The sequence below is a fragment of the Bradyrhizobium sp. 139 genome (genome assembly GCF_023074175.1).
Taxonomy (GTDB): domain Bacteria; phylum Pseudomonadota; class Alphaproteobacteria; order Rhizobiales; family Xanthobacteraceae; genus Bradyrhizobium.
On sequence record NZ_JADPKS010000152.1, the window covers coordinates 52,092 to 71,798 of the forward strand.

Sequence of the window (19,707 nt, forward strand, 5' to 3'; positions counted from 1 at the left end):
CGACGCCGCGGCGTCAGTTGATCCAGCGCAAACGGGGGCGTTTTGTTCGCCCCGTCTTCCGTCAATGGGCTATTTTCCACCGCCCAGCGAGTGGACGTAGACCGCCATGGCCTTGATGGTGGCCGGATCGAGCCGCCCCTCCCAGGCCGGCATGACGCCGGCGCGGCCTAGGCTGATGGTCTCGATCAGGCTCGCCTCGTCCGAGCCATAGAGCCAGATCTTGTCGGTGAGGTTCGGCGCGCCCATCTCGGGGTTGCCCTTACCGCCATCGCCATGGCAGGCGACGCAATTCTCGGCGAAGATCTTTTCGCCCTTCGCCGCGTCGTAGCCCTTGCGGGTTGGCAAGCCCGATAGCGACCGCACGTAATTGGCGACCGTGACGATCTCGTCGCCCTTCAGCACGCCGTCCTTGCCGAAGGCGAGCATCTGGCCCTCATGCGCCTTGGCGTGACCGGAACGCGCGCCGAACTGGATGGTCTGCATGATCTGGTCGAGCGTGCCGCCCCACAGCCAATCGTCGTCGTTCAGGTTCGGATAGCCTTTCGCGCCGGCGCCGCCACTGCCGTGACACGGTGCGCAATTGTCGCCGAACACGGTCTTGCCCTTGGCGCGGGCGAGCGCCAGCAAGGCCGGATCCTTTTCGATGTCGGCGAGCGAGGCCGCGCCCAGCGCCACCATCTTGTCGCCGCGGATCTTCTCGAGGTTTGCGAGCTCGACTGCGACGTCGGCGCGGGACGAATATCCGAACATGCCCGTGGTGTTGCTGGAGATCAGCGGCCAGGCCGGATAGACGAGCCAGTAGCCGATCGCCCAGACGATGGTGAGGTAGAAGGTGATTACCCACCAGCGCGGCAGCGGCGTGTTGAGCTCCTTGATGCCGTCCCACTCGTGCCCGGTCGTGGACCTGCCGGTGACGGAATCGATGTCGCTATGATGATCGGTCATGATCTCTCACTCCTCCCGCAACGGCAGGTGTGCCGCTTCGTCGAAAGCGGCCTTGTTGCGAGGCCAAAATGCGTAGGCGATGATCGCGAGAAAGATCGCGATGAAGACCGGCGTCCAGATCGTGGTCACGAGACCGGACGCAAGATTGTCGAGTGTCAGGATGGCTTTCATCGTTGATGCCTTCTCAGCGAAGATTGGCTTTCTCGTTGTAGATCTTGAAGTCGACCAGCGTGCCGAGCATCTGCAAATATGCGATCAGCGCGTCCATTTCGGTCGGCGTGCCGGTCTTGCCGTCGAAATTGCGCACGACGGCCTTGACGTAGCGCTTGCTGAAGGCATCGCTGCCGGAATTATCCGGATCGGCCTGGGCCTTCACATCGGCGCCGGCGCTCGCGATCTGATCGTCGCTGTAGGGCACCCCGACGGTCCTCAGCGTGCGCATGTGGTCGGCGATCGTGTCGGGATCGACCTCGGTCTGACTGAGGAACGGATAGCCCGGCATTACCGACTGCGGCACGATGGCGCGCGGGTTGGTCAGATGGTTGACGTGCCAGTCGTCGGAATATTTGGCGCCGACGCGGGCAAGATCGGGACCGGTGCGCTTCGAGCCCCACTGGAACGGGTGGTCGAACATGCTCTCGGCGGCGAGCGAGAAGTGGCCGTAGCGCTCGACCTCGTCGCGCAGGGGGCGGATCATCTGCGAGTGGCAGAGATAACAGCCTTCGCGGACGTAGACGTTGCGGCCTGCGAGCTCCAGTGGCGTATAGGGCCGCACCCCGTCGACCGCCTCGATCGTGCTCTTGAGGTAGAACAGCGGCGTGATCTCGACGAGACCGCCGATCGCGATCACCAGCAGGATGCCGACGATCAGGATGATCGAGTTCTTTTCGAAGACTTGATGGCGTGTCCAGAACGACATGGAAAACTCCTCATTCCGCCGGCTGAAGAGCGACGGGCCTCTGGACTTCCGCTTCGCCGACGCGAACCGTCATCCAGAGATTATAGGCCATGATCAGCGCGCCGATCAGGAACAGGGCGCCGCCGGCGGCGCGGATGATGTAGAAGGGATGCATCGCCTCGACCGTCTCAATGAAGGAATATTCGAGGAAGCCGAGCGAGGTGTAGGCGCGCCACATCAGGCCCTGGAGGATGCCGGACACCCACATCGCCGAGATGTAGAGAACGATGCCGAGGGTTGCGATCCAGAAGTGCCAGTTGACGAGCTTCAGGCTGTAGAGCCCCTTGCGATTCCAGACCCACGGCACCAGGCAGTAGAGCGCGCCGAAGGAGACGAAGCCGACCCAGCCGAGCGCGCCGGAATGCACGTGACCGATGGTCCAGTCGGTGTAGTGGCTGAGCGAGTTGACCACCTTGATCGACATCATCGGGCCTTCGAAGGTCGACATGCCGTAGAAGGCGACGGAGACGACGAGCATGCGCAGCACGGGATCGGTGCGCAGCTTGTCCCAGGCGCCCGACAGCGTCATCAGGCCGTTGATCATGCCGCCCCAGGAGGGCATCCACAGCATGATCGAGAAGGTCATGCCGAGCGTCTGCGTCCAGTCCGGCAGCGCCGTATAGTGCAGATGATGGGGACCGGCCCAGATGTAGAGGAAGATCAGCGCCCAGAAATGGATGATCGACAGCCGATAGGAATAGATCGGCCGCTCGGCACGCTTGGGGATGAAGTAGTACATGATGGCGAGGAAGCCGGCGGTCAGGAAGAAGCCGACCGCGTTATGGCCGTACCACCACTGGAACATGGCGTCCTGGATGCCGCCCCAGGCGACGTAGGATTTTGAGCCGAACACCGAGACCGGGAGGGCCGGATTGTTGCCGAGATGCAGGACCGCGATCGTCACGATGAAGGCGAGATAGAACCAGTTTGCGACGAAGATGTGCGGTTCCTTGCGCTTGATGATGGTGGCGAGGAAGACGAGCAGATAGGCTACCCACACGATCGTCAGCCAGAGATCGGCGTACCATTCCGGCTCGGCATATTCCTTCGACTGGGTGACGCCGAGCAGATAGCCGGTGCCGGCGATCAGGATGAAGAAATTGTAGCCGACGACGACGAACCAGGGCGCGAGGTCGCCGGCCAGGCGCACGCGGCAGCTCTTCTGGACGACGTAGAAGGACGTGGCGATCAGCACGTTGCCGCCAAAGGCGAAGATCACCGCCGAGGTGTGCAGAGGACGCAGACGGCCGAAGCTGGTCCAGGGCAGATCGAAGTTCAGCGCCGGCCAGGCCAGTTGCGAGGCGATGATCAGGCCGACGAGGAAGCCCGCGATGCCCCAGAACATCGCCATGAAGGAGGAAAACTTGATCGGGCCCATGTTGTAGTTGGGGCGGCCGTTGATCTCGGCCGGCGGCAGCGCCGCCGCGCGATCGAAGTACCGGTTGATGATGCAGAACACCGCGGCCAGGCTCGCGGCCGCGCTGAGCCCAGCGTGGAAGGCGAAGGGCGCGTCGAGCGCCTTGGCCGAGGCGATTAAGCAGAAGAAGGCGGTGACTGCGAACACGACAGCCAGGCCGCTTTCACCTGACGTCATGGATTTGGAGAGGGCGGGCTGGCTCATGCGGATTCTCTCTGAAAGAACACGCCGCCAGAAACCACATCCGCCCTCGCGGGGAATTGATTGAAATCAAGCTAGCTGGATTTCCGTTGATGTGAGACCGATGCGGATCAGGGAGTAGTATCAATTCCTTGCATTGCCTCCGGAAAATCACGGAGCTTGAAATCGCGGGATCAGTCCCGCGCGGTGGCCTTGAGCGCCGCGATGACGTCCTCGCGGGCGATGATGCCGACCAGCTTCTGTGCGCCGTCGAGCACGATGATGCTCCTGATGCGATGCTCGACCATGATCTGGAGCACGCGCGTCAGCCTTGTGTCGGGGCTGACATAGATGAACTCGGGCGTCATGACGTCGCCGATCTTGCGGCTCATCAGGTCGGGATAGCGCGGCAGCATCTGGCTCGGCGTGAAGGCGAAACACTTCAGGATGTCGAATTTGGTGACGATGCCGACCACCTGCCCGTCATCCTCGACTGGATAGGAGTTGAAATCGTCGCGCTCGAACATCTCGCTGAGTTCGAGCAGGTCGAGATCGCACTGAGCCGTCCGTACGTTGCGTGTCATGTAGCCGCCGACGGTCTGTTCAAGAGACTTGCACACGGCGCGTCCTCCTCGATTGGTCTGGGTTCGCCGGCCGTCAGTGCGACAGCAACACGCAGCGGGCCGATTGCGTCATCAGATGATGCGTGGCGCCGCCGAGGATCAGCTCGCGGAAGCGCGAATGACCGTAGGCGCCGGCGACGATCAAGCCGGCGCCGATGTTATAGGCGATCTTCTCTAATTGCGCGGCGGCGGTTTGGTTTCTCGCGGCTTCCGGGATGCGCGCGATCGCAGCGAGGCCGTGGCGAGCGAGCCATGCGGCAACGTCCGTGACGCGCCCCATCGCGGCCGAGCCGTCGCCAGCGTCTTCCGGAAGCTCGATGATGGTTATGTCCTTCGCGTTGCGCAGCCTCGGCAATGCATCGACAACCGCCCGCCGTGCCTCGGGCGTGTCCTTCCAGACTATGAGCACGCTACGCAGATCGAGCCAGTTGACTCCGTCGGTTACCATCAGGAGCGGCCGGCCAGCCTGCATTACCAGATCCTTCGGGCTTGCAAGCGAAAAGGCATCGGAGAAAGCGAGCTATATCCGCCGCTGACGACGATGTCGGCGCACCGCACCTGCGCCAGGACAAACCGCCTGGGAAAATCCAGGGCGCTGCGCCATTACGAGTGTCCGCCGCGCGCCTTCGTCGCGGCGCGGAATTGCGCCTCCAGCTCGGCAAGGCGTTTCTGACGGAAGCCTGCTCCCGATCGATCAGCCCTAGGGCCTCGGCGCCATCTGCGAAATAGAGCGGCGGAGCGAACTGCGCAGCGGCAACGCCGACAATGGTCGCCTCGAACCGCTCGGCGAGTTCGCCCGCGACCTGAAGACGTGCCTCGTTGGGCTGATCGAGCGCCAGGCTGACCACCACGGTCGCATATGTCATCGGGAGCCTCCGGGCAGTACGTTGCTGTGGAAATCTAGCCGCGCCGACGCAAGGCAGGATGAGGTAGATCAATTTTCGGCGCCCAGTTGGGAGAAATCCGCCGATCAGACATCCGAACTTGCCTCCGGTCCGGCCTTGGGCGAAATTGCCGCCACGGGACCCCGCCGCGGGAGAATGGGAGCAATAGCTTGTCGCTGAGCCGCGTAACGCATCCGCCAGAGGACGCTCGCGGCGAGCATTTCGGCGTCCGGATCGAAGGCTTTGGCGTCGGCACCTGGGATCTCGATCTCAGGACGCGCGAGCTGGAGTGGTCGGAAACCGCGAGAATGCTGCTCGGCATCGAACGGAATCAACCGGCGAGCTATGAACTCCTTCTCTCGCGCCTCGGTCCCGCGGACCGCGCGCGCCTGGAGAGCGCGATCGAGCATGTCGTCGACCACGGCGGCGGCTTCGACGTATCCTTCAGAGTTGCCAATGCCTCAGGCCTGGGGCGCTGGATTCGCGCCCGGGCAGGTCTCATCCGGGACGACGCCGGTGCCGCCCGCCATCTCAGCGGCATCTTTCTCGACGTCAACGAGGAGAAACAGGTTGAGGAGGCACTGCGCACCCGCGAGACTCACCTCCAGTCGATCCTCCAGACCATTCCCGATGCAATGATCGTCATCGACGGCCACGGCATCATCCAGCTCTTCAGCACGGCGGCCGAGCGCCTGTTCGGCTGGCCCGAGCAGGAGGCCATCGGCCAGAACGTCAGCATCCTGATGCCTGAGCCCGACTGCACCCGCCACGACGGCTACATCGCGCGCTACCGCACCACCGGAGATCCGCATATCATCGGCATCGGGCGTATCGTGACAGGCAAGCGCCGCGACGGAACCACCTTTCCGATGCATCTGGCGATCGGCGAGATGCAGTCGGGCGCCGAGCCTTATTTCACCGGATTCATCCGCGACCTCACCGAGCATCAACAGACCCAGGCGCGGCTCCAGGAATTGCAGTCCGAGCTCGTCCATGTCTCGCGGCTGACCGCGATGGGCGAGATGGCCTCTGCGCTCGCCCACGAGCTCAACCAGCCGCTGGCGGCGATCAGCAATTATATGAAGGGCTCGCGACGGCTGCTCGCCGGCAGCAGCGATCCGAACACACGGAAGATCGAAAGCGCGCTGGACCGCGCCGCCGAACAGGCGTTGCGCGCCGGCCAGATCATCCGGCGCTTACGCGACTTCGTGTCTCGCGGCGAGTCCGAGAAGCGGGTAGAGAGCCTGTCCAAACTGATCGAGGAAGCCGGCGCGCTTGGGCTTGCCGGCGCCCGCGAGCAGAACGTGCAGCTCCGCTTCAATCTCGATCCGGACGCCGATCTCGTCCTCGCCGACCGGGTGCAGATCCAGCAAGTCCTGGTAAATCTGTTTCGCAATGCGCTGGAAGCGATGGCGCAGTCGCCGCGGCGCGAGCTCGTTATTGCCAACAGCCGCATCGCCGATGATGTGATCGAAGTGGAGGTGTCCGACAGCGGGTCCGGCTTCCAGGGCGACGTCATTTCAAACCTGTTTCAGACCTTCTTCACCACCAAGGAGACCGGCATGGGCGTGGGACTGTCCATCAGCCGCTCCATCATCGAGGCTCACGGCGGCCGCATGTGGGCCGAGAGCAACGCATCGGGTGGCGCAACATTCCGCTTCACCCTCCCGGCAGCCGACGAGAACTGATTCATGACAACCAAGGGACATGTCTACGTCATCGACGACGACGAGGCGATGCGGGACTCGCTGAACTTCCTGCTGGATTCCTGCGGCTTCGGCGTCACCCTATTCGACAATGCGCAAGGCTTCCTCGGTGCCCTGCCCGGCCTCGCCTTCGGCTGCGTAGTCTCGGACATCCGCATGCCGGGCGTTGACGGAATCGAGCTTCTCAAGTGCATGAAGGCGCAGCACAGTCCGTTCCCGATCGTGATCATGACCGGTCACGGCGACGTGCCGCTCGCAGTCGAAGCGATGAAGCTTGGTGCGGTCGACTTCCTGGAAAAGCCGTTCGACGACGACCGCCTCGTCACCATGATCGAGGCCGCGATCCGCCGGGCCGAACCGGTCGCCAAGAACGAGGCTATCGCGCAGGATATGGCCGCCCGTGTGGCCTCGTTGAGCCCGCGCGAGCACCAGATCCTGGAGGGGCTGATCGCAGGTCTCTCCAATAAGCTGATCGCCCGCGAATACGACATCAGCCCGCGCACGATCGAGGTCTACCGGGCCAATGTGATGACCAAGATGCAGGCCAACAGCCTCTCGGAACTGGTCCGGCTGGCGATGCGCGCCGGCATGCTGAAGGATTGAGGCAGGTCAAGGCACTTGTGCGGGCCTGTGGTAGCCACGCAGGCATGATCGAGATCGGCTCGCCCCATCAGCGGCCCCCAGGCGCATCGGCAAAGCCCACCGTCTACGTGGTCGACGACGATGCCGCTGTGCTGGGATCCCTGCGCTTCCTGCTGGAAACCGAGGGCTTTGCCGTGCGGACCTTCAGGAGCGCTCCGGCGCTGCTCAATGCGACGACCCCGCCCGGCGCGGACTGCTACGTGATCGACTACAAGATGCCTGACATCAATGGCATCGAGTTGGCCTGGCGGCTGCGCCAATCCGACGCCGACAGGCCCGTGATCCTGATCACCGGCTATCCCGACGGAAATATCTCGGTAAAGGCAGCGGCGGCAGGGATCAAGGACGTGATTTTGAAGCCGCTCCTCGATGAAAACCTGGCGAAATGCATCCGCCACGCCATCCAGGACAGGCGCGGCCCCTGACCTACGGGATTCTCCGTAGGTAAACCTCCTTAAGATATCGCTCGAAATTTCCGGATCGCGCGATCCCGCGTACCAATGCACCATCACAACGGAGATGGCGCAGATGCTGACCCAGACGCTCAAGACCCAGGCGATTAAGACCCAAATCGGCGGTAAGATCGCTCCCGCGCGCTCCGTTTCCGAACAGTTCGGCGCGATCGCCGGACATGCCGGCCTCGTTGCCACCGAGTTCTCCTATCGCAAGGACGAGGAGATCTATGGCGAGGACGAGCCCGCCGAATATGTCTATCAGGTCGTCTCCGGCGCGGTGCGCAGCTACAAGCTGCTCTCCGACGGCCGCCGTCAGATCGGCGCGTTCCATCTTCCCGGTGACGTGTTCGGCCTCGAACCCGGCCAGACGCATCGCCTTGCGGCCGAAGCGATTATCGCCACCAGCGTACGCCTCGTGGAGCGAGCCAGCCTCGAAAGGTCCGCCAGCACCGACGTACAGGTCGCGCGCAAGCTCTGGGTCATGACGGCGGGCGAGCTGCGTCACGCCGAGGATCACATGTTGCTGCTGGGGCGCAAGACGGCGATGGAGCGTGTTGCAACCTTCCTGCTCGAAATGGATCGTCGCCTCGCCGTCGCCGGCATGATGGCACTGCCGATGTGTCGGCGCGATATCGGCGACTATCTCGGCCTCACGCTCGAGACCGTGTCGCGCGCGCTCTCGCAGCTTCACGCAAAGCGCATACTCGGCTTCTCCGGCGCCCGCCAGATCGTACTGCGCAACCGCCAGCGCCTGCACAATCTCGATGCCTGATCGCTTTCACCCGGCCGCGTTTCTCCTCTCCGACTTGGCCCGCCGAACGCATTTCGGCGGGCCTTTCTCGCCGCAATCAAGCCGCGGGCTGCGTTTCCGGCCAAGAGGATCAGAGTTGCCAAAACGTGTGCCAACTGCTGCGGCGGAGTTGAAGCCCCAAACGACCAAACCGGTTCGACCTCTCCCATCAGGTTGTGGCCTAGCAGCCGGGCTGACGTTACGGTGCGCGCAGGCGAATGCGGCGCTTGATGTTGACGTCCTCTAGATCATCCTGATTTTCGAGGTACTGGGCCTGCTGGCAGCTCTCGCACCAGTGACGCTGGTCTGGATCTCAGTCCGGGTCCTTCAATGCCGAATCCTGAAGACAGCTTTGTCGAGCCCGCCGCAATCTCCCCTATGAGGCCGACTGGACGAGAGATGGGACCCTCGGCTTGGACCGACTTTCCGCCGCAAGACGCTACGGGCGTCCGATCAAGTAGCCTTGCATCTCATAAGAGCCCCCCTGGACAAGGAGCGACATTTGGACCTTCGTTTCGATCCCTTCAGCAAGCACCGGCACGCCAAGACCCTGAGCGAGCCGATGACAGCGCGAACGATGGCCAACGATCGCTCGTTCTGTCCAAGCGAGCCAACGAATGCCCGATAGATCTTGATCCAGTCGAGAGGGAAGGCCTCGATGGTAGGACAACGAGGAATACCCGGTCCCGAAGTCGTCCAGCGCGATCAGGATGCCGAGGCTCTTGGCGATTGCATCGTCTTCTTCGCGCGCAAGACATCCTCGATCAGCACGCCTTCGGTGATCTCGAGCTCGAGGCCGGCCAGCGACAGCCCGCTTTCGCCCAGCGCCTTTCGGACTTGCGCATCGAGGTTCTCCCTGCGGAATTGCGCGGCCGAGACGTTGACGGCGATCCTCAAGAGTCGGTTCCACGACGCGGCCTCACGGCAAGCCTCCATCAGCACCCGGTCGTCAATCTGGGCAATCGAACAGCCTCAGAGCGCCGCTCACGCCGCTTAAGCGCGATCAGCCTACCGCCAAAAAGGCCTTGCCGGCTCGGGCAAGTCGAGGGGATATCGCATGACAGAACTGTCGGGTGGGACGCGCTTTTTGAAGCCAAGCGACCGGGGCGGAAAGTTCCGGCAGGCGGTCGCCCATGGAAACAAAGCCATTACGGATCGGTCCGCCACTTGGGGCTTCTCGGAGAGAGCCGATCCGTTCACCATCCCTCCAAAGGTGAACGCGAGCGAGCGTTTCGCCCAGAACAAGGCGAGAGGGCCGCTCGGCGGAGCACAACCAGGACACAGAAAGCGAGGCCGTCGGAGGTGGTACCAGGGGGTAGCGCGATGAATATCGCATCCGCCCGGCCAAGGTCTTCGGCGGGATAGCGACGCTGTGGCCCTGCCGGCAATCGTCAAAACACCCAGAAGCCCGCAAGGCAACCCCGGTGAACTTACCGAGACAACTGGTCTCCACGAGGTCCTAACTGGTTCTGCACGATATGACCAGTGTTGAATGTCGCTCGCAACCGAGACTAACCTGGAATCTGCACCGGCAGTGCGGAATAACCGTGCACAAAATTGGATTGAACTCGCTCCGGTTCGCCGACCACCTTTACCTCCAGAGATCGCTTCAGCATCTCCTGCCACAGGATCTTCAGCTGCAGCTCTGCAAGATGCCTACCCACGCAACGATGAATCCCAAAGCCAAAAGAGAGATGTTGCCGTACATGTTCTCGATCGATGATGAAGCTGTTGGGGCTAGCAATAACCTCGTCGTCTCGGTTGCCAGAGATGTACCACATCACAACTTTATCGCCTCGCCTGATTTGCTTGTGCCCTATCCTGAAATCGTCCACAGCGGTCCGGCGCATATGCGCGATAGGCGTTTGGTATCGTATAATCTCGGATACCGCCCCGGGCACTAGCGAAGCATCATCGCGGAGTTTTCGCAGTTGGGACGGATTTTGACTCATGAACAAGACGCCACCGGTAATTGAGTTGCGCGTAGTATCGTTACCTCCAACAATCAGCAGAATGAGGTTGCCCAGGAACTCGCATGGCTCCATGTTTCGGGTCGCCGGTGAATGCGCCATCATAGAGATTAGGTCAGCGCGCGGCTCGGATTTTGCCCGTTCGCTCCAAAGCCGTGTGAAATAGTCCAAGCACTCGGACAGCACCGCCTTTCGCTTTTCCCAGCTGTCGATCTGGTGGCCCATTTGTGGACTCAAGGCGGCTACGTCCGACCAGTAGGTCAGCAGCCGTCGATCTTGAAACGGAAAGTCGAACAGCGTGGCCAGCATTTGGGTCGTCAACTCGATGGAGACTCTATCGACCCAGTTGAAGGTATCATTGCGCGGCAAACCGTCCAAGATCTTCTGAACCCGCGAGCGGATCAAGCCTTCAAGCTTCGCCAGGTTCTCCGATGCCGCGATCGGACTGACAGTCTTACGCTGCTGAGAATGGACAGGAGGACTCATCTTAATAAAACTGGGAGTCCAATACTTCTGCGGCGGGTCCACAATTGTGACGCTTCGCTCTGACGAGAATATTGTGTGATTTGAATCCACGGCTACGATGTCGCGGTATTTTGTTATCGACCAATATGGACCGTACGGGCTGTCTTCGCAATAATGGACGGGATCTTCCCTTCGCAGCCGCTCGAAACAAGGCCAAACGGTATCATCTTCAAAGCGCTTGGGCTCGCTTACATCAAGGCGGCTCAGCGGGATGTCAGCCTCCTCGCAAGCGTTCTCTGCCGATAAGGCTGTCATGATTGTCTCGCGGACATTGGCGTGCAATTTTGAAAGCTCGGCTCATGCGCTATTTGCACTCGCATGGAAGCTCGGTCGAAACACAACGAGCTGGGCCCTACAGTAACAATGTGTGACGCATGTCCATGGCTCGGCTTCGCGAGAGCTCGCACGATCGTCAGAACTCTGAAATTATCTTACGGCCGATGTTACTTGGGAACTTGGTTCGGCCCCCGTCGATAAAGAATAGAGGAAAGGCGAGCGCAGCTCCCCTATCAAGATTGGGGAGGCGCGCGAACTCGCTTTTGTGGTAGTCAACATCAGGACGCAAGCACTCGCCGCGATGGCACCCAGCGGCACGCCCGGTTGCCACTCGACTACTTATATTGCGCGAGCAGATGGGACCCTAATCACGGTAGGGACTAAGAAGAGAGCGCGGTGTGCCAAGGACACTCGTTTTTCCTTCACTCGCGATGCGGGCTTTCGTAGAATGAATGAACAGGAGACCAAAACGGCGATCGTGCGCGAGCCGGACGAAGAGTAAACTAACCTGACGTCACAACTGGCACTAAAGTATCGTCCATGCGCTGGAATAAAAGAGAATTGGCACAGCTGGAAAAGCTCTGGGCCGCGGGACAGAGTGCCGCGCAGATCGCGCGTCATCTCGAGTGCAGTCGCAACGCAGTTTGCGGCAGGCTAGCTCGGTTGGGCCTCACTCGAGGTCACAAGCCACCAACAGCAAAACCCAAGATTAGACCCGCCCCGAAGCGAGGGCCGACGGCGATGGCGGCTGGTCGCGATTGCGTCGGAAAGAAGCTGTCGCAAAAGGCGCTAGATAGCCAGCCTCAGGAAATGAGCAAGCGGCAGCTTTACGCGATGCTAGCTGAGGCAGTCAGGAATACCGCGTAGTACTATCAGGCGCGCCGCGATCTCCCGGGCTATGCGCCGTACTTTGGTCCATCCGGACGATTGGCTTGTTGGCTTGCGCGCTTTGTGGCTATGGCACGAACAGTGGCGTCGAGTAGAATGTTCGCGGCGGAGGCTCGATCGTAGGTCAAGTCATCCAATCTCAAGAGGCTGGATGCACTGAATTAGAAGAAGAATGCGTTCTGGTTCTTGAGCCTCGTTTTCGGCTATGCGTCTTCGGGGAAGCGCCCGACGTCCTGGTTTGCGCCGGTGTTTGGAAGTTTCTGCACACGCCGTGCCCGACGAAGTACACGAGCTCGGGTGAAGCCGCTTGACCGTGAGCCTGTCCCGATGGAACCTCCGACAGGTACCGCCCCGGCGTCGGTGACAAGCTCAGCCTTGGAGCAACTTCACGGACCGCCGAGCTCTCGAGATATTGTCTGACGTCGGTCAAAAATAGACTCCTGCAGTGCCCAGACACACGAAGACGACCACCACCCACCATAGGTGCCTTGACGATCTGTGCAAAACCGGTGGCAAGTCTGAAACGGCTGTTCAATTGCATCGATCACTTCTCGCTCGCCTACCCGGCTCATTACTTTTTCCATACCAACTCGAGAACACACTCACGCCAACAGCCGTGGCGCCGCGCGACACCGACGATCCTCGCATTGGTGAAGTTCGACTACGTACCGGGATGTCCCCGAGCCGGCGCAGGATCCCTGGGTGGATGGGGAATACGCCAGGCAGAAGTCAACTACCAAACCTTGTCAGTTGATGAAGATTGCGAGGCGACGTATCAATTTTGATCGATGAACCTCGCACGAGTCAGGTCGTGGAGCAGTTCGAGCTCTAGCAGCGTCAACGGCCCCGGTGGATGTCTCGTTGGCGAACGTCGGAGATTAGCGAAGCGGAGTTGAATCTGGGGCCCCGCCGTGGCCGTGTTGATTCGAGTATCTCGCCTGCAGCGGTTGTTCTCTGTCTTCGAGAGGAACGGCTTGCTATCCCACACCGCGTTTCGTCAGCAGATCGGCCGTCACGCAAGCTTCCAATTGTCTAGCGACATTCCGGATTACTATCGGCAAAAAGGAATGCAAAAGACTTCGCTTGCGACCACAAACTTCGTAAACATAGGATAACAATCGTTGCAGACCTCGGTCCTGGAAAAGTATTGCGATGCTCGCCTTCCTTGGTACACCATCTATCCAACTGTAGCCCAGTTCTCCACGGTGGTCGGCGCCGAAGCCTCTGAGAAATGGCTGCAGCGCCTGCCGGTTAATGAGTCCGTGTCGCTCTATTTCCACGTTCCGTTCTGTCGATCGATTTGCTGGTATTGCGGCTTCGCTCGAAGCATCACTCGCCGGGATTCACCCATCCTAGAATATTTTGCGGTTCTTCGTAAGGAGATCGAGTTGGTCGCGGCGCAGGTGCCGCAACGGCTGCCTGTGAGCGACGTGCACTTCGGCGGTGGAACGCCGACCCTCATCGAGCCCGCGCAGTTCGGGGCACTGATGGAACTTCTGCGCCGCCGCTTTGCGGTTTCGAAAACGGCCGCCATCGCTGTTGAGATCGACCCGCGCACGTTCACGCTCGCCACATCCGAAGCGTTAGCGGCTGCCGGCGTGAACCGCGCGAGCCTGGGCGTCCAGAGCTTCGATCCAATTGTTCAAAAGGCCATTAACCGCGTTCAGAGTGAGGCACAAACAGAGCGCGCTGTCGAAACGCTGCGGCAGCATGGAGTAATGCGCATCAACTTCGACCTCATCTACGGTCTGCCAAATCAGACGGTGCAGTCCTGCGTTCAGACCGCGACTACGGCGGTGGCCATGCGACCAGACCGGCTTGCGGTATTCGGCTACGCGCACGTTCCTTCCTTTAAGAAGAATCAGCGCCTGATCGACGAGGCAGCGCTGCCAGACAGCCCTGCCCGTGCAGAACAGGCCGCGGCAATGGCCAATACACTGATTGCTGCGGGCTACCGCCAAATCGGACTCGACCATTTCGCCTTGCCGGACGATGAGCTCGCGCTGGCGCAGAAAGCCGGTCGCCTGCGGCGGAACTCACTGGGTTACTCGGCCGACACCTGCCATAAAGTCATCGGTTTCGGCCCGTCGGCCATCGGCCGACTTGGCGATGGTTACGTCCAGAATGAAGTTGCAGCGGGTTCTTACAGCGGCCAAATCAAAGCCGGCCGTCTGGCGACGTCAAAGGGCTACTGTCTCAGCCTCGAAGACCGCGTCCGGGCCGCAATCATCGAGCGGCTGATGTGCGATTTCGAGGTCGACGTGCCGGCAATTTGCATTGCTCATGGATTTGACCCGGTCCCGTTCCTCGGTTCACCCGAACGCTTGGCAATGCTCGCCGAGGATGGGATCGTGGAGGTGGAAAAGGGATTCATCCGCGTGAGGCAGGAGCATCGTTTTCTAACTCGCGCTGTGGCCGCCGCATTCGATGCTTATCTTGGCGCGCCGCTCTGTTAAGACCAGCCAAGGAGCGCTGATCGTATGAATGCATTACCTTCCGTTACGCGCCCAGAAGCCCGGGTAACGATTTTCGCTCACCTGGTGCACTCACGTACAGCGCCAAATTCGTAAAGGACGCCGTGCGCAGCTGCGCGACGAGAGCCGACCCGGCCCTAGCCGCGAAGACAGCTAGGCGAGTTGCTCCCGGGAATTGGACGCCCCCGACTGCAATGCAGTCCGCTCAAGCGGCGTGACCGACAAAGTTCATCACATCACCACCATTGCCCGTGTGGCCGCGGACCTCGACCAGGACGACGACTGGCTGCGGGACGTCGCCAACAAAATGGCGATCGAGGACGGCTTCATTTGGGTCTACCGCGTCGGAGAAGATGAGATGTAGGCGTTCAGCGACTTCGGTATCGAAAACCTGATCGAGCTCGTCGGGATGTACGAGGATGTTTCGACCTCCTCAAGCGCTGGCAGCCCGGGATACCGCAATCAGCCTGCGGTCTACGCTGGATACGAACTCCCAGCAAAGAGGAGCGCTTCGTGGTGATGCACGACGGATCCTATTGATGTGCATGGTCGCCGCTCGACCGGGATCGCTACGGATCGCTGCGTGCAATCCAGAGCAGCAGCTGGTCGACGCGATGAGCTAGACCAAAGAGCACAAAAGGACCAGCGCCGGCGCGACACGGCGCCAACGATAATCGAGCACCACAGTTAGAACCGGATCCCGCGGGATCGAAACAAGTTTCCCGTAAGAGCCTCGCAACCGGAATCGAAGCGACCTTCCCGAATGGCACCCCTCGATGCTGCCATACCGGAGTTCGTCCCTGACGCCGGGACGGTCTCGCGCCGAGCGGCACGATACCTACGATTCGCACAGCGAGGCCGACGGGCCCGCGCCCGGTCAACCTACCAACCCTAGCAATTGATGGAGATGACGGACACATGCCAGTCAGTGCCGGTGAAACTCGCTCGGGCCACATCAAGGACGAAGTCGCGATGCGATATAGATCCGGTAAATCCAATCGAGCTGATGGATGTTCTGTCTGGTCCCGCAGCTATCAAAACGCCTCCAATCGCGCTCTCCATCTTCCCATGAGAGCCAATCGAGGCCTCGTTCCGGCCTCAGCGAGCTTACGGGCGTCAAAAGATGTTAGCCCCTTCTGCCCGCCTGTGCTTCATCCCATGGACCGAGCTGCGGGCGTTTCTAGGGTCCGGCGTGTTCTTATGCGAGCTCAGCTAGCGCGGCTCTCTGTTGAAGAACATCCTCGTGGCAGCGGATTTGTCGCGAGAATCCCTGGGCTCCGGCGCTGGCCGCCAATCTCTTGCCAGCGAACGTCACATCGAGCAGGCCACTCCCCGTCTCGACACGGTGCAGCAGATGCTTGCACTCGATTAGCGATCGAGCGGCTGGGTTGCGTCGCGCTGGGTACCACCACGTTGGCCAAGCTGCGCCAGCAGTGGTGATAGCGCGGAAGGCTGAGCGGGTCTCGTTGGCATAGAGATGCTGCCTGGCCTCAAGCGTCACCGAGACCGCCTTGAGCACTAGAATCGCGAACCGGTCTAGGCCGTCAGGTGGACGTGCACCTTATTCAAATCGACGGACGTGGAAATCACGATGCATTGTTGCGGTATAGGGCCAGTATCCATGCGGGCATACTCGGCTGGCGCAGTTGCTTTCATCTCTCGCCCAAGTGCGAAGCCAAGAGGGCGTATTCTCCTTTCCCTGATAGCTAGTCTCGCCTGCAGTTCGGCGGAGGCAGAACCTCGTGATATCTCTGGCCCTAGAAGTCACAGCCCCGATGAGCTCGCCGAGGCAAGAAGCCAAACAATCTCGAATCCGGCTGTAACCTTCCGAAGCGGCCGGCCCAAAGGAGCAGCGCGCCTTTCTGGGAACTCGCTGCCAAAAGCAGCTAGGTCTACCACAACGCGCGACAGTGCGGAGGTCACCGCCAAGAGCAGAAGTCAAAAGCAGATTGACCCATTCGCAAAATTCGAGAAGCTCCGCGAAAAAGGGGCGGCGTTCACTGGGCCTGGTCCTGCGGACACCATAGATCAGGATACAGCTTCTGTCAGATCCGAGCTTTCGGATCTCGGGATTGGATTCGCCGGCTGGACCCTAAACACGTTTGTCAACAATCAACTCGGTAATGCGACCAGAAGCACCCTCGCCAATCAACAATATGTCGGCCAGAATCCGACATTTAGTACGGTCAACTCTATGATCGTGACCTATGACCTCGCTCGGTTTGGAATTCCCGACGGTCAGATCGTCGTGGGAGCCGAGCATCAATATTGGACATGGAAGAGCGCCGGGCCAGACCGACTGGGAATCAATGCAGTTTCCTACTATCAAACGTTCTTCGAAAGGAAGATCGAACTCAAAGTGGGTTACCTCAGGAACCAACATGAGTTTGCGGGTGCCGGAGAAAAAGTTTTTGGACCCTCGTCGAAGATGCTGTTCCAAGCAGGCATGAGCAACAATTGGGCGCCAACGCCGGCTCTTAATCTGAAGTACAATTTTGACGATCGCTTATATAACAAGCTCTCAATCCAGCGCTCGCTTAGTCCAGCCGGTCAACATACGCATGTAAGCGAAAATCCCACTGGCTTGAACTGGAGCACGCGCGACGCGGGCATTCTTTTACTTGATGAAGTTTGCTATAAGAACAAGCCTACTCCCGGGGTACCCGAGACTTGGCTGCGGGCTGGCGCGGGCTTTAACAACAGCAGCTACACGGACCTACAGCATCCGACGCAACCGACAGCCAAGGCGAACAGCGTCTACTATGTAGCTGCGGATAGGCAATTCTGGCAGTCTGCCGTCCATGGCTCGGCATCTCGCGGAATCTATGGCGGGTTCTCTGCGATGTACGCTCCGCCTGACCTAAATAGGGCTAGTCAGTACTACGAGCTTCGCCTGTATGCGAAGGGCCTGTTTGACAGCCGGCCCACTGATCAGATGAGTCTTGTTGTCAACAACACCATCTGGAGCCATTTCGCGGTGGACGCTGCATTGGCGAAAGAGCAGCTGGCGCACCGGGACAGCACAGCAATTTCGGGACTGTATACTGCGCATCTGGCGCCCGGGATATATACAACCGTAGGACTGACGTACATCAATCACCCGACAAGCATTACCTACACGCCGCAAACAGGACACGCCCTGAATATATTGGTATCTACGTCGATATTCTTCTAGGCTCTCAGGACTGCGCGGACCGTCATGTAGTCGATATCCCACTCGCCCTTTTCAACGGTGTGGGCCACCCATCACGGCGATTTTGGTATCCGCTGTGCTCCTGACGCGAAGCCGGGTACCACGTAAATTGAGCCGTGATATCCAACGTAGCATGCTGTTGGGAATGGTAGGTTAGAGCCTTTGCTGCTTCGGTCTAAGAGCGATAGGCCGACGTCGTACTTGCGCAAGAGCTATACCCTCCGGCCGCGGAATGATCTCCGATGCTCATTTGTTCAATCGAGTGCTGAGCTTGCGGCAGCGACATTGCTTTTGGATGATTGCTGGTGCAGCTCGTCAGACTCGCGTCCGAGCTCGTACTCTGCCATGACAAGCCGAAATCGTGCCCTCGGAGCTTAGTTCACGCCGAAGAGGTGTGGTAAGCGGAACCGCGACACAGATGCCAAAGCTAACCAACTACGGCAATCGCTATATCTGTCCGACGGTCGTGGCGCTGGCCGAAAGGCGATGCGCGAGATCGGCGGACACGTGCCCCCCTTCGGCGGCAAATCGACCGGACGCGGCCCGATGGCTTGCGCCACTCGAATGCTGACTCATTTTCGCCGGTCGAGACGAGCTTTAGCATCTTACTCCAGCAAGGAGGTCGCCTCCCGAGTCTGCGGCGCGTTAGCCCTCCCATCCAATTGCGCGTGGCGTTCTGCTGGGTTCACTTCTCTTCTCAAACATCTATTCGCGCGAACATGCGATAAGAGCAGTGCATGATCGGTGAATTTGCCGAGCCTTGTTAGGCCACCTTCGTGGACGGGTGCTTCGTCGTCTTGAGGCGCGTTACACTGCATCGACCGTCGACGCTGACGGGCGCGTCACCGTCGATTGTGGCACGATGAACGACGCGATGCTGGTCACCGTAATCGTTGACCGCATAATGCTGCGTTGCGCGGTTATCCCAGATCGCGACATCGCCTTCTTTCCAGCTCCAGCGTACGGTGTTTTCGGGTGCCGTGATATGAGACTGGAATAGATCAAACAGCTTCTGACCGTCGCGTTTTGGAATATCAATAAACCTTTGCACCAGATCGCCGAGCACCAGCGCGCGCTCGCTGGTCTCGGGATGTACACGGACCACCGGGTGCTCCGTCTCATAGATCGTTTTGGTAAAGACCTCATCAAAATGCTTCTGGTCGATTTCGCGAACACGGCAGGTCCCGGCGTAGTCGAAGGCGTTGCTGTGAACGGTCCAGAGTTCGTCGGCAAGCCGTTGGAGCGGCCGCGGCAGATCCAGATAGGCGGCCACAGCGTTCGACCAAATCGTATCGCCACCGGACGATGGGACCACAATGGCTCGCAGCACCGCAAGTCTAGGATACGCCGCGAGAAAGGTTCCATCGGCGTGCCATACATCAGCCCGGCTACCTCCGCGCGCGGAATCAAGCTCGATGATCGAGGTCGTTCCATTGATCGTACCGAGTGTCGGATGCGGCACCAGCCTTCCCAAACAAGCAGCAAAGCGCTCCTGCTCCGCGTCATCAAGATGCCCCTGATCACGGAAGAAGATCACCTTGTGTTCGAGCAGCAAGCTGTTGATCCCAGCGATGGTTTGGCTCGGTAAATCACCCGAGAGCCTGATATTTCTGATTTCAACACCGATGCGCGCTGCGCGCTTGACGACGTCGGTCAGTGGAATGACACTCTCGGTCGAAGCCGTTTGTTTCATTGCGAATTTTTCCAAGCTTTGCGGATTCTTCAAGCGGACAAGGGCGCGTGTGACTAGGTTTCGTAGGCGAGCCTCGCGCTACGGGTAC

17 protein-coding genes and 1 pseudogene are annotated in these 19,707 nt (G+C 60.0%); 9 read left to right on the top strand and 9 right to left on the bottom strand.

Annotated elements, in window-relative coordinates:
* Positions 1–69 precede the first annotated feature (69 nt).
* The 6 genes and pseudogenes from ccoP to IVA80_RS32620 all read right to left on the bottom strand — a co-directional run bounded on the left by ccoP (position 70) and on the right by IVA80_RS32620 (position 4,989).
* Entirely contained in the window at positions 70–945 is an 876-nt protein-coding gene (gene ccoP, locus IVA80_RS32595; RefSeq protein WP_247439044.1) for a cytochrome-c oxidase, cbb3-type subunit III, read from the bottom strand.
* Positions 946–951: 6 nt separating this feature from the next.
* On the bottom strand, positions 952–1,116 hold the full coding sequence (locus IVA80_RS32600; protein ID WP_247363281.1) for a cbb3-type cytochrome c oxidase subunit 3: 165 nt from the start codon (positions 1,114–1,116) through the stop codon (positions 952–954).
* Between the two features lie 13 nt (positions 1,117–1,129).
* Complete coding sequence (ccoO, locus tag IVA80_RS32605) at positions 1,130–1,864, bottom strand: cytochrome-c oxidase, cbb3-type subunit II (protein ID WP_247439047.1); 735 nt, start codon at positions 1,862–1,864, stop codon at positions 1,130–1,132.
* 10 nt (positions 1,865–1,874) lie between these two features.
* Positions 1,875–3,524, bottom strand: coding sequence for a cytochrome-c oxidase, cbb3-type subunit I (ccoN, locus tag IVA80_RS32610; protein ID WP_247439049.1), 1,650 nt, complete (start codon positions 3,522–3,524; stop codon positions 1,875–1,877).
* 170 nt (positions 3,525–3,694) lie between these two features.
* Positions 3,695–4,120: a CBS domain-containing protein gene (locus tag IVA80_RS32615; protein ID WP_247439051.1), complete on the bottom strand. Its 426-nt coding sequence runs from the start codon at positions 4,118–4,120 to the stop codon at positions 3,695–3,697.
* Positions 4,121–4,157: 37 nt separating this feature from the next.
* Positions 4,158–4,989, bottom strand: a pseudogene (locus tag IVA80_RS32620) (universal stress protein).
* Between the two features lie 188 nt (positions 4,990–5,177).
* Here IVA80_RS32620 and fixL point away from each other — a divergent pair.
* The 4 genes from fixL (at position 5,178) to IVA80_RS32640 (ending at position 8,582) form a co-directional block, all read left to right on the top strand.
* On the top strand, positions 5,178–6,695 hold the full coding sequence (fixL, locus tag IVA80_RS32625) for a sensor protein FixL (RefSeq protein ID WP_247439053.1): 1,518 nt from the start codon (positions 5,178–5,180) through the stop codon (positions 6,693–6,695).
* A 3-nt stretch (positions 6,696–6,698) separates the two neighbouring features.
* On the top strand, positions 6,699–7,316 hold the full coding sequence (fixJ, locus tag IVA80_RS32630; protein WP_247439054.1) for a response regulator FixJ: 618 nt from the start codon (positions 6,699–6,701) through the stop codon (positions 7,314–7,316).
* Positions 7,317–7,360: 44 nt separating this feature from the next.
* On the top strand, positions 7,361–7,780 hold the full coding sequence (locus tag IVA80_RS32635) for a response regulator (protein ID WP_247439056.1): 420 nt from the start codon (positions 7,361–7,363) through the stop codon (positions 7,778–7,780).
* A 103-nt stretch (positions 7,781–7,883) separates the two neighbouring features.
* Positions 7,884–8,582, top strand: a complete 699-nt coding sequence (locus IVA80_RS32640; protein ID WP_247439057.1) for a helix-turn-helix domain-containing protein — start codon at positions 7,884–7,886, stop codon at positions 8,580–8,582.
* Positions 8,583–9,305: 723 nt separating this feature from the next.
* On the opposite strand, the gene IVA80_RS32645 is transcribed toward IVA80_RS32640, so the two are convergent.
* Positions 9,306–9,536 (bottom strand): hypothetical protein, encoded by a 231-nt coding sequence (locus IVA80_RS32645; protein WP_253075744.1) that lies wholly within the window; start codon positions 9,534–9,536, stop codon positions 9,306–9,308.
* Between the two features lie 575 nt (positions 9,537–10,111).
* The gene (locus IVA80_RS32650) at positions 10,112–11,350 is read right to left on the bottom strand and encodes a cytochrome P450 (protein WP_247439061.1); all 1,239 of its coding nucleotides are present in this window, start codon (positions 11,348–11,350) and stop codon (positions 10,112–10,114) included.
* Between the two features lie 561 nt (positions 11,351–11,911).
* Here IVA80_RS32650 and IVA80_RS32655 point away from each other — a divergent pair.
* From IVA80_RS32655 to IVA80_RS32675, 5 genes are all read left to right on the top strand, one after another.
* Positions 11,912–12,238, top strand: a complete 327-nt coding sequence (locus tag IVA80_RS32655) for a GcrA family cell cycle regulator (RefSeq protein ID WP_247302457.1) — start codon at positions 11,912–11,914, stop codon at positions 12,236–12,238.
* 1,142 nt (positions 12,239–13,380) lie between these two features.
* Positions 13,381–14,715 carry an oxygen-independent coproporphyrinogen III oxidase gene (hemN, locus tag IVA80_RS32660; protein ID WP_247439063.1) on the top strand — a complete coding sequence of 445 codons (1,335 nt, stop codon included), beginning with the start codon at positions 13,381–13,383 and terminating at the stop codon, positions 14,713–14,715.
* A gap of 232 nt (positions 14,716–14,947) precedes the next feature.
* The gene (locus IVA80_RS32665; RefSeq protein ID WP_247278995.1) at positions 14,948–15,097 is read left to right on the top strand and encodes a hypothetical protein; all 150 of its coding nucleotides are present in this window, start codon (positions 14,948–14,950) and stop codon (positions 15,095–15,097) included.
* An 864-nt stretch (positions 15,098–15,961) separates the two neighbouring features.
* A complete protein-coding gene (locus IVA80_RS32670; RefSeq protein WP_247333138.1) occupies positions 15,962–16,105 on the top strand; it encodes a hypothetical protein in 144 nt (47 codons plus the stop codon).
* Positions 16,106–16,354: 249 nt separating this feature from the next.
* Positions 16,355–17,908, top strand: a complete 1,554-nt coding sequence (locus IVA80_RS32675; protein WP_247439066.1) for a carbohydrate porin — start codon at positions 16,355–16,357, stop codon at positions 17,906–17,908.
* 781 nt (positions 17,909–18,689) lie between these two features.
* Here IVA80_RS32675 and IVA80_RS32680 read toward each other — a convergent pair.
* Positions 18,690–19,619, bottom strand: coding sequence for a TauD/TfdA family dioxygenase (locus tag IVA80_RS32680; RefSeq protein WP_247439068.1), 930 nt, complete (start codon positions 19,617–19,619; stop codon positions 18,690–18,692).
* Between the last annotated feature and the right edge of the window lie 88 nt (positions 19,620–19,707).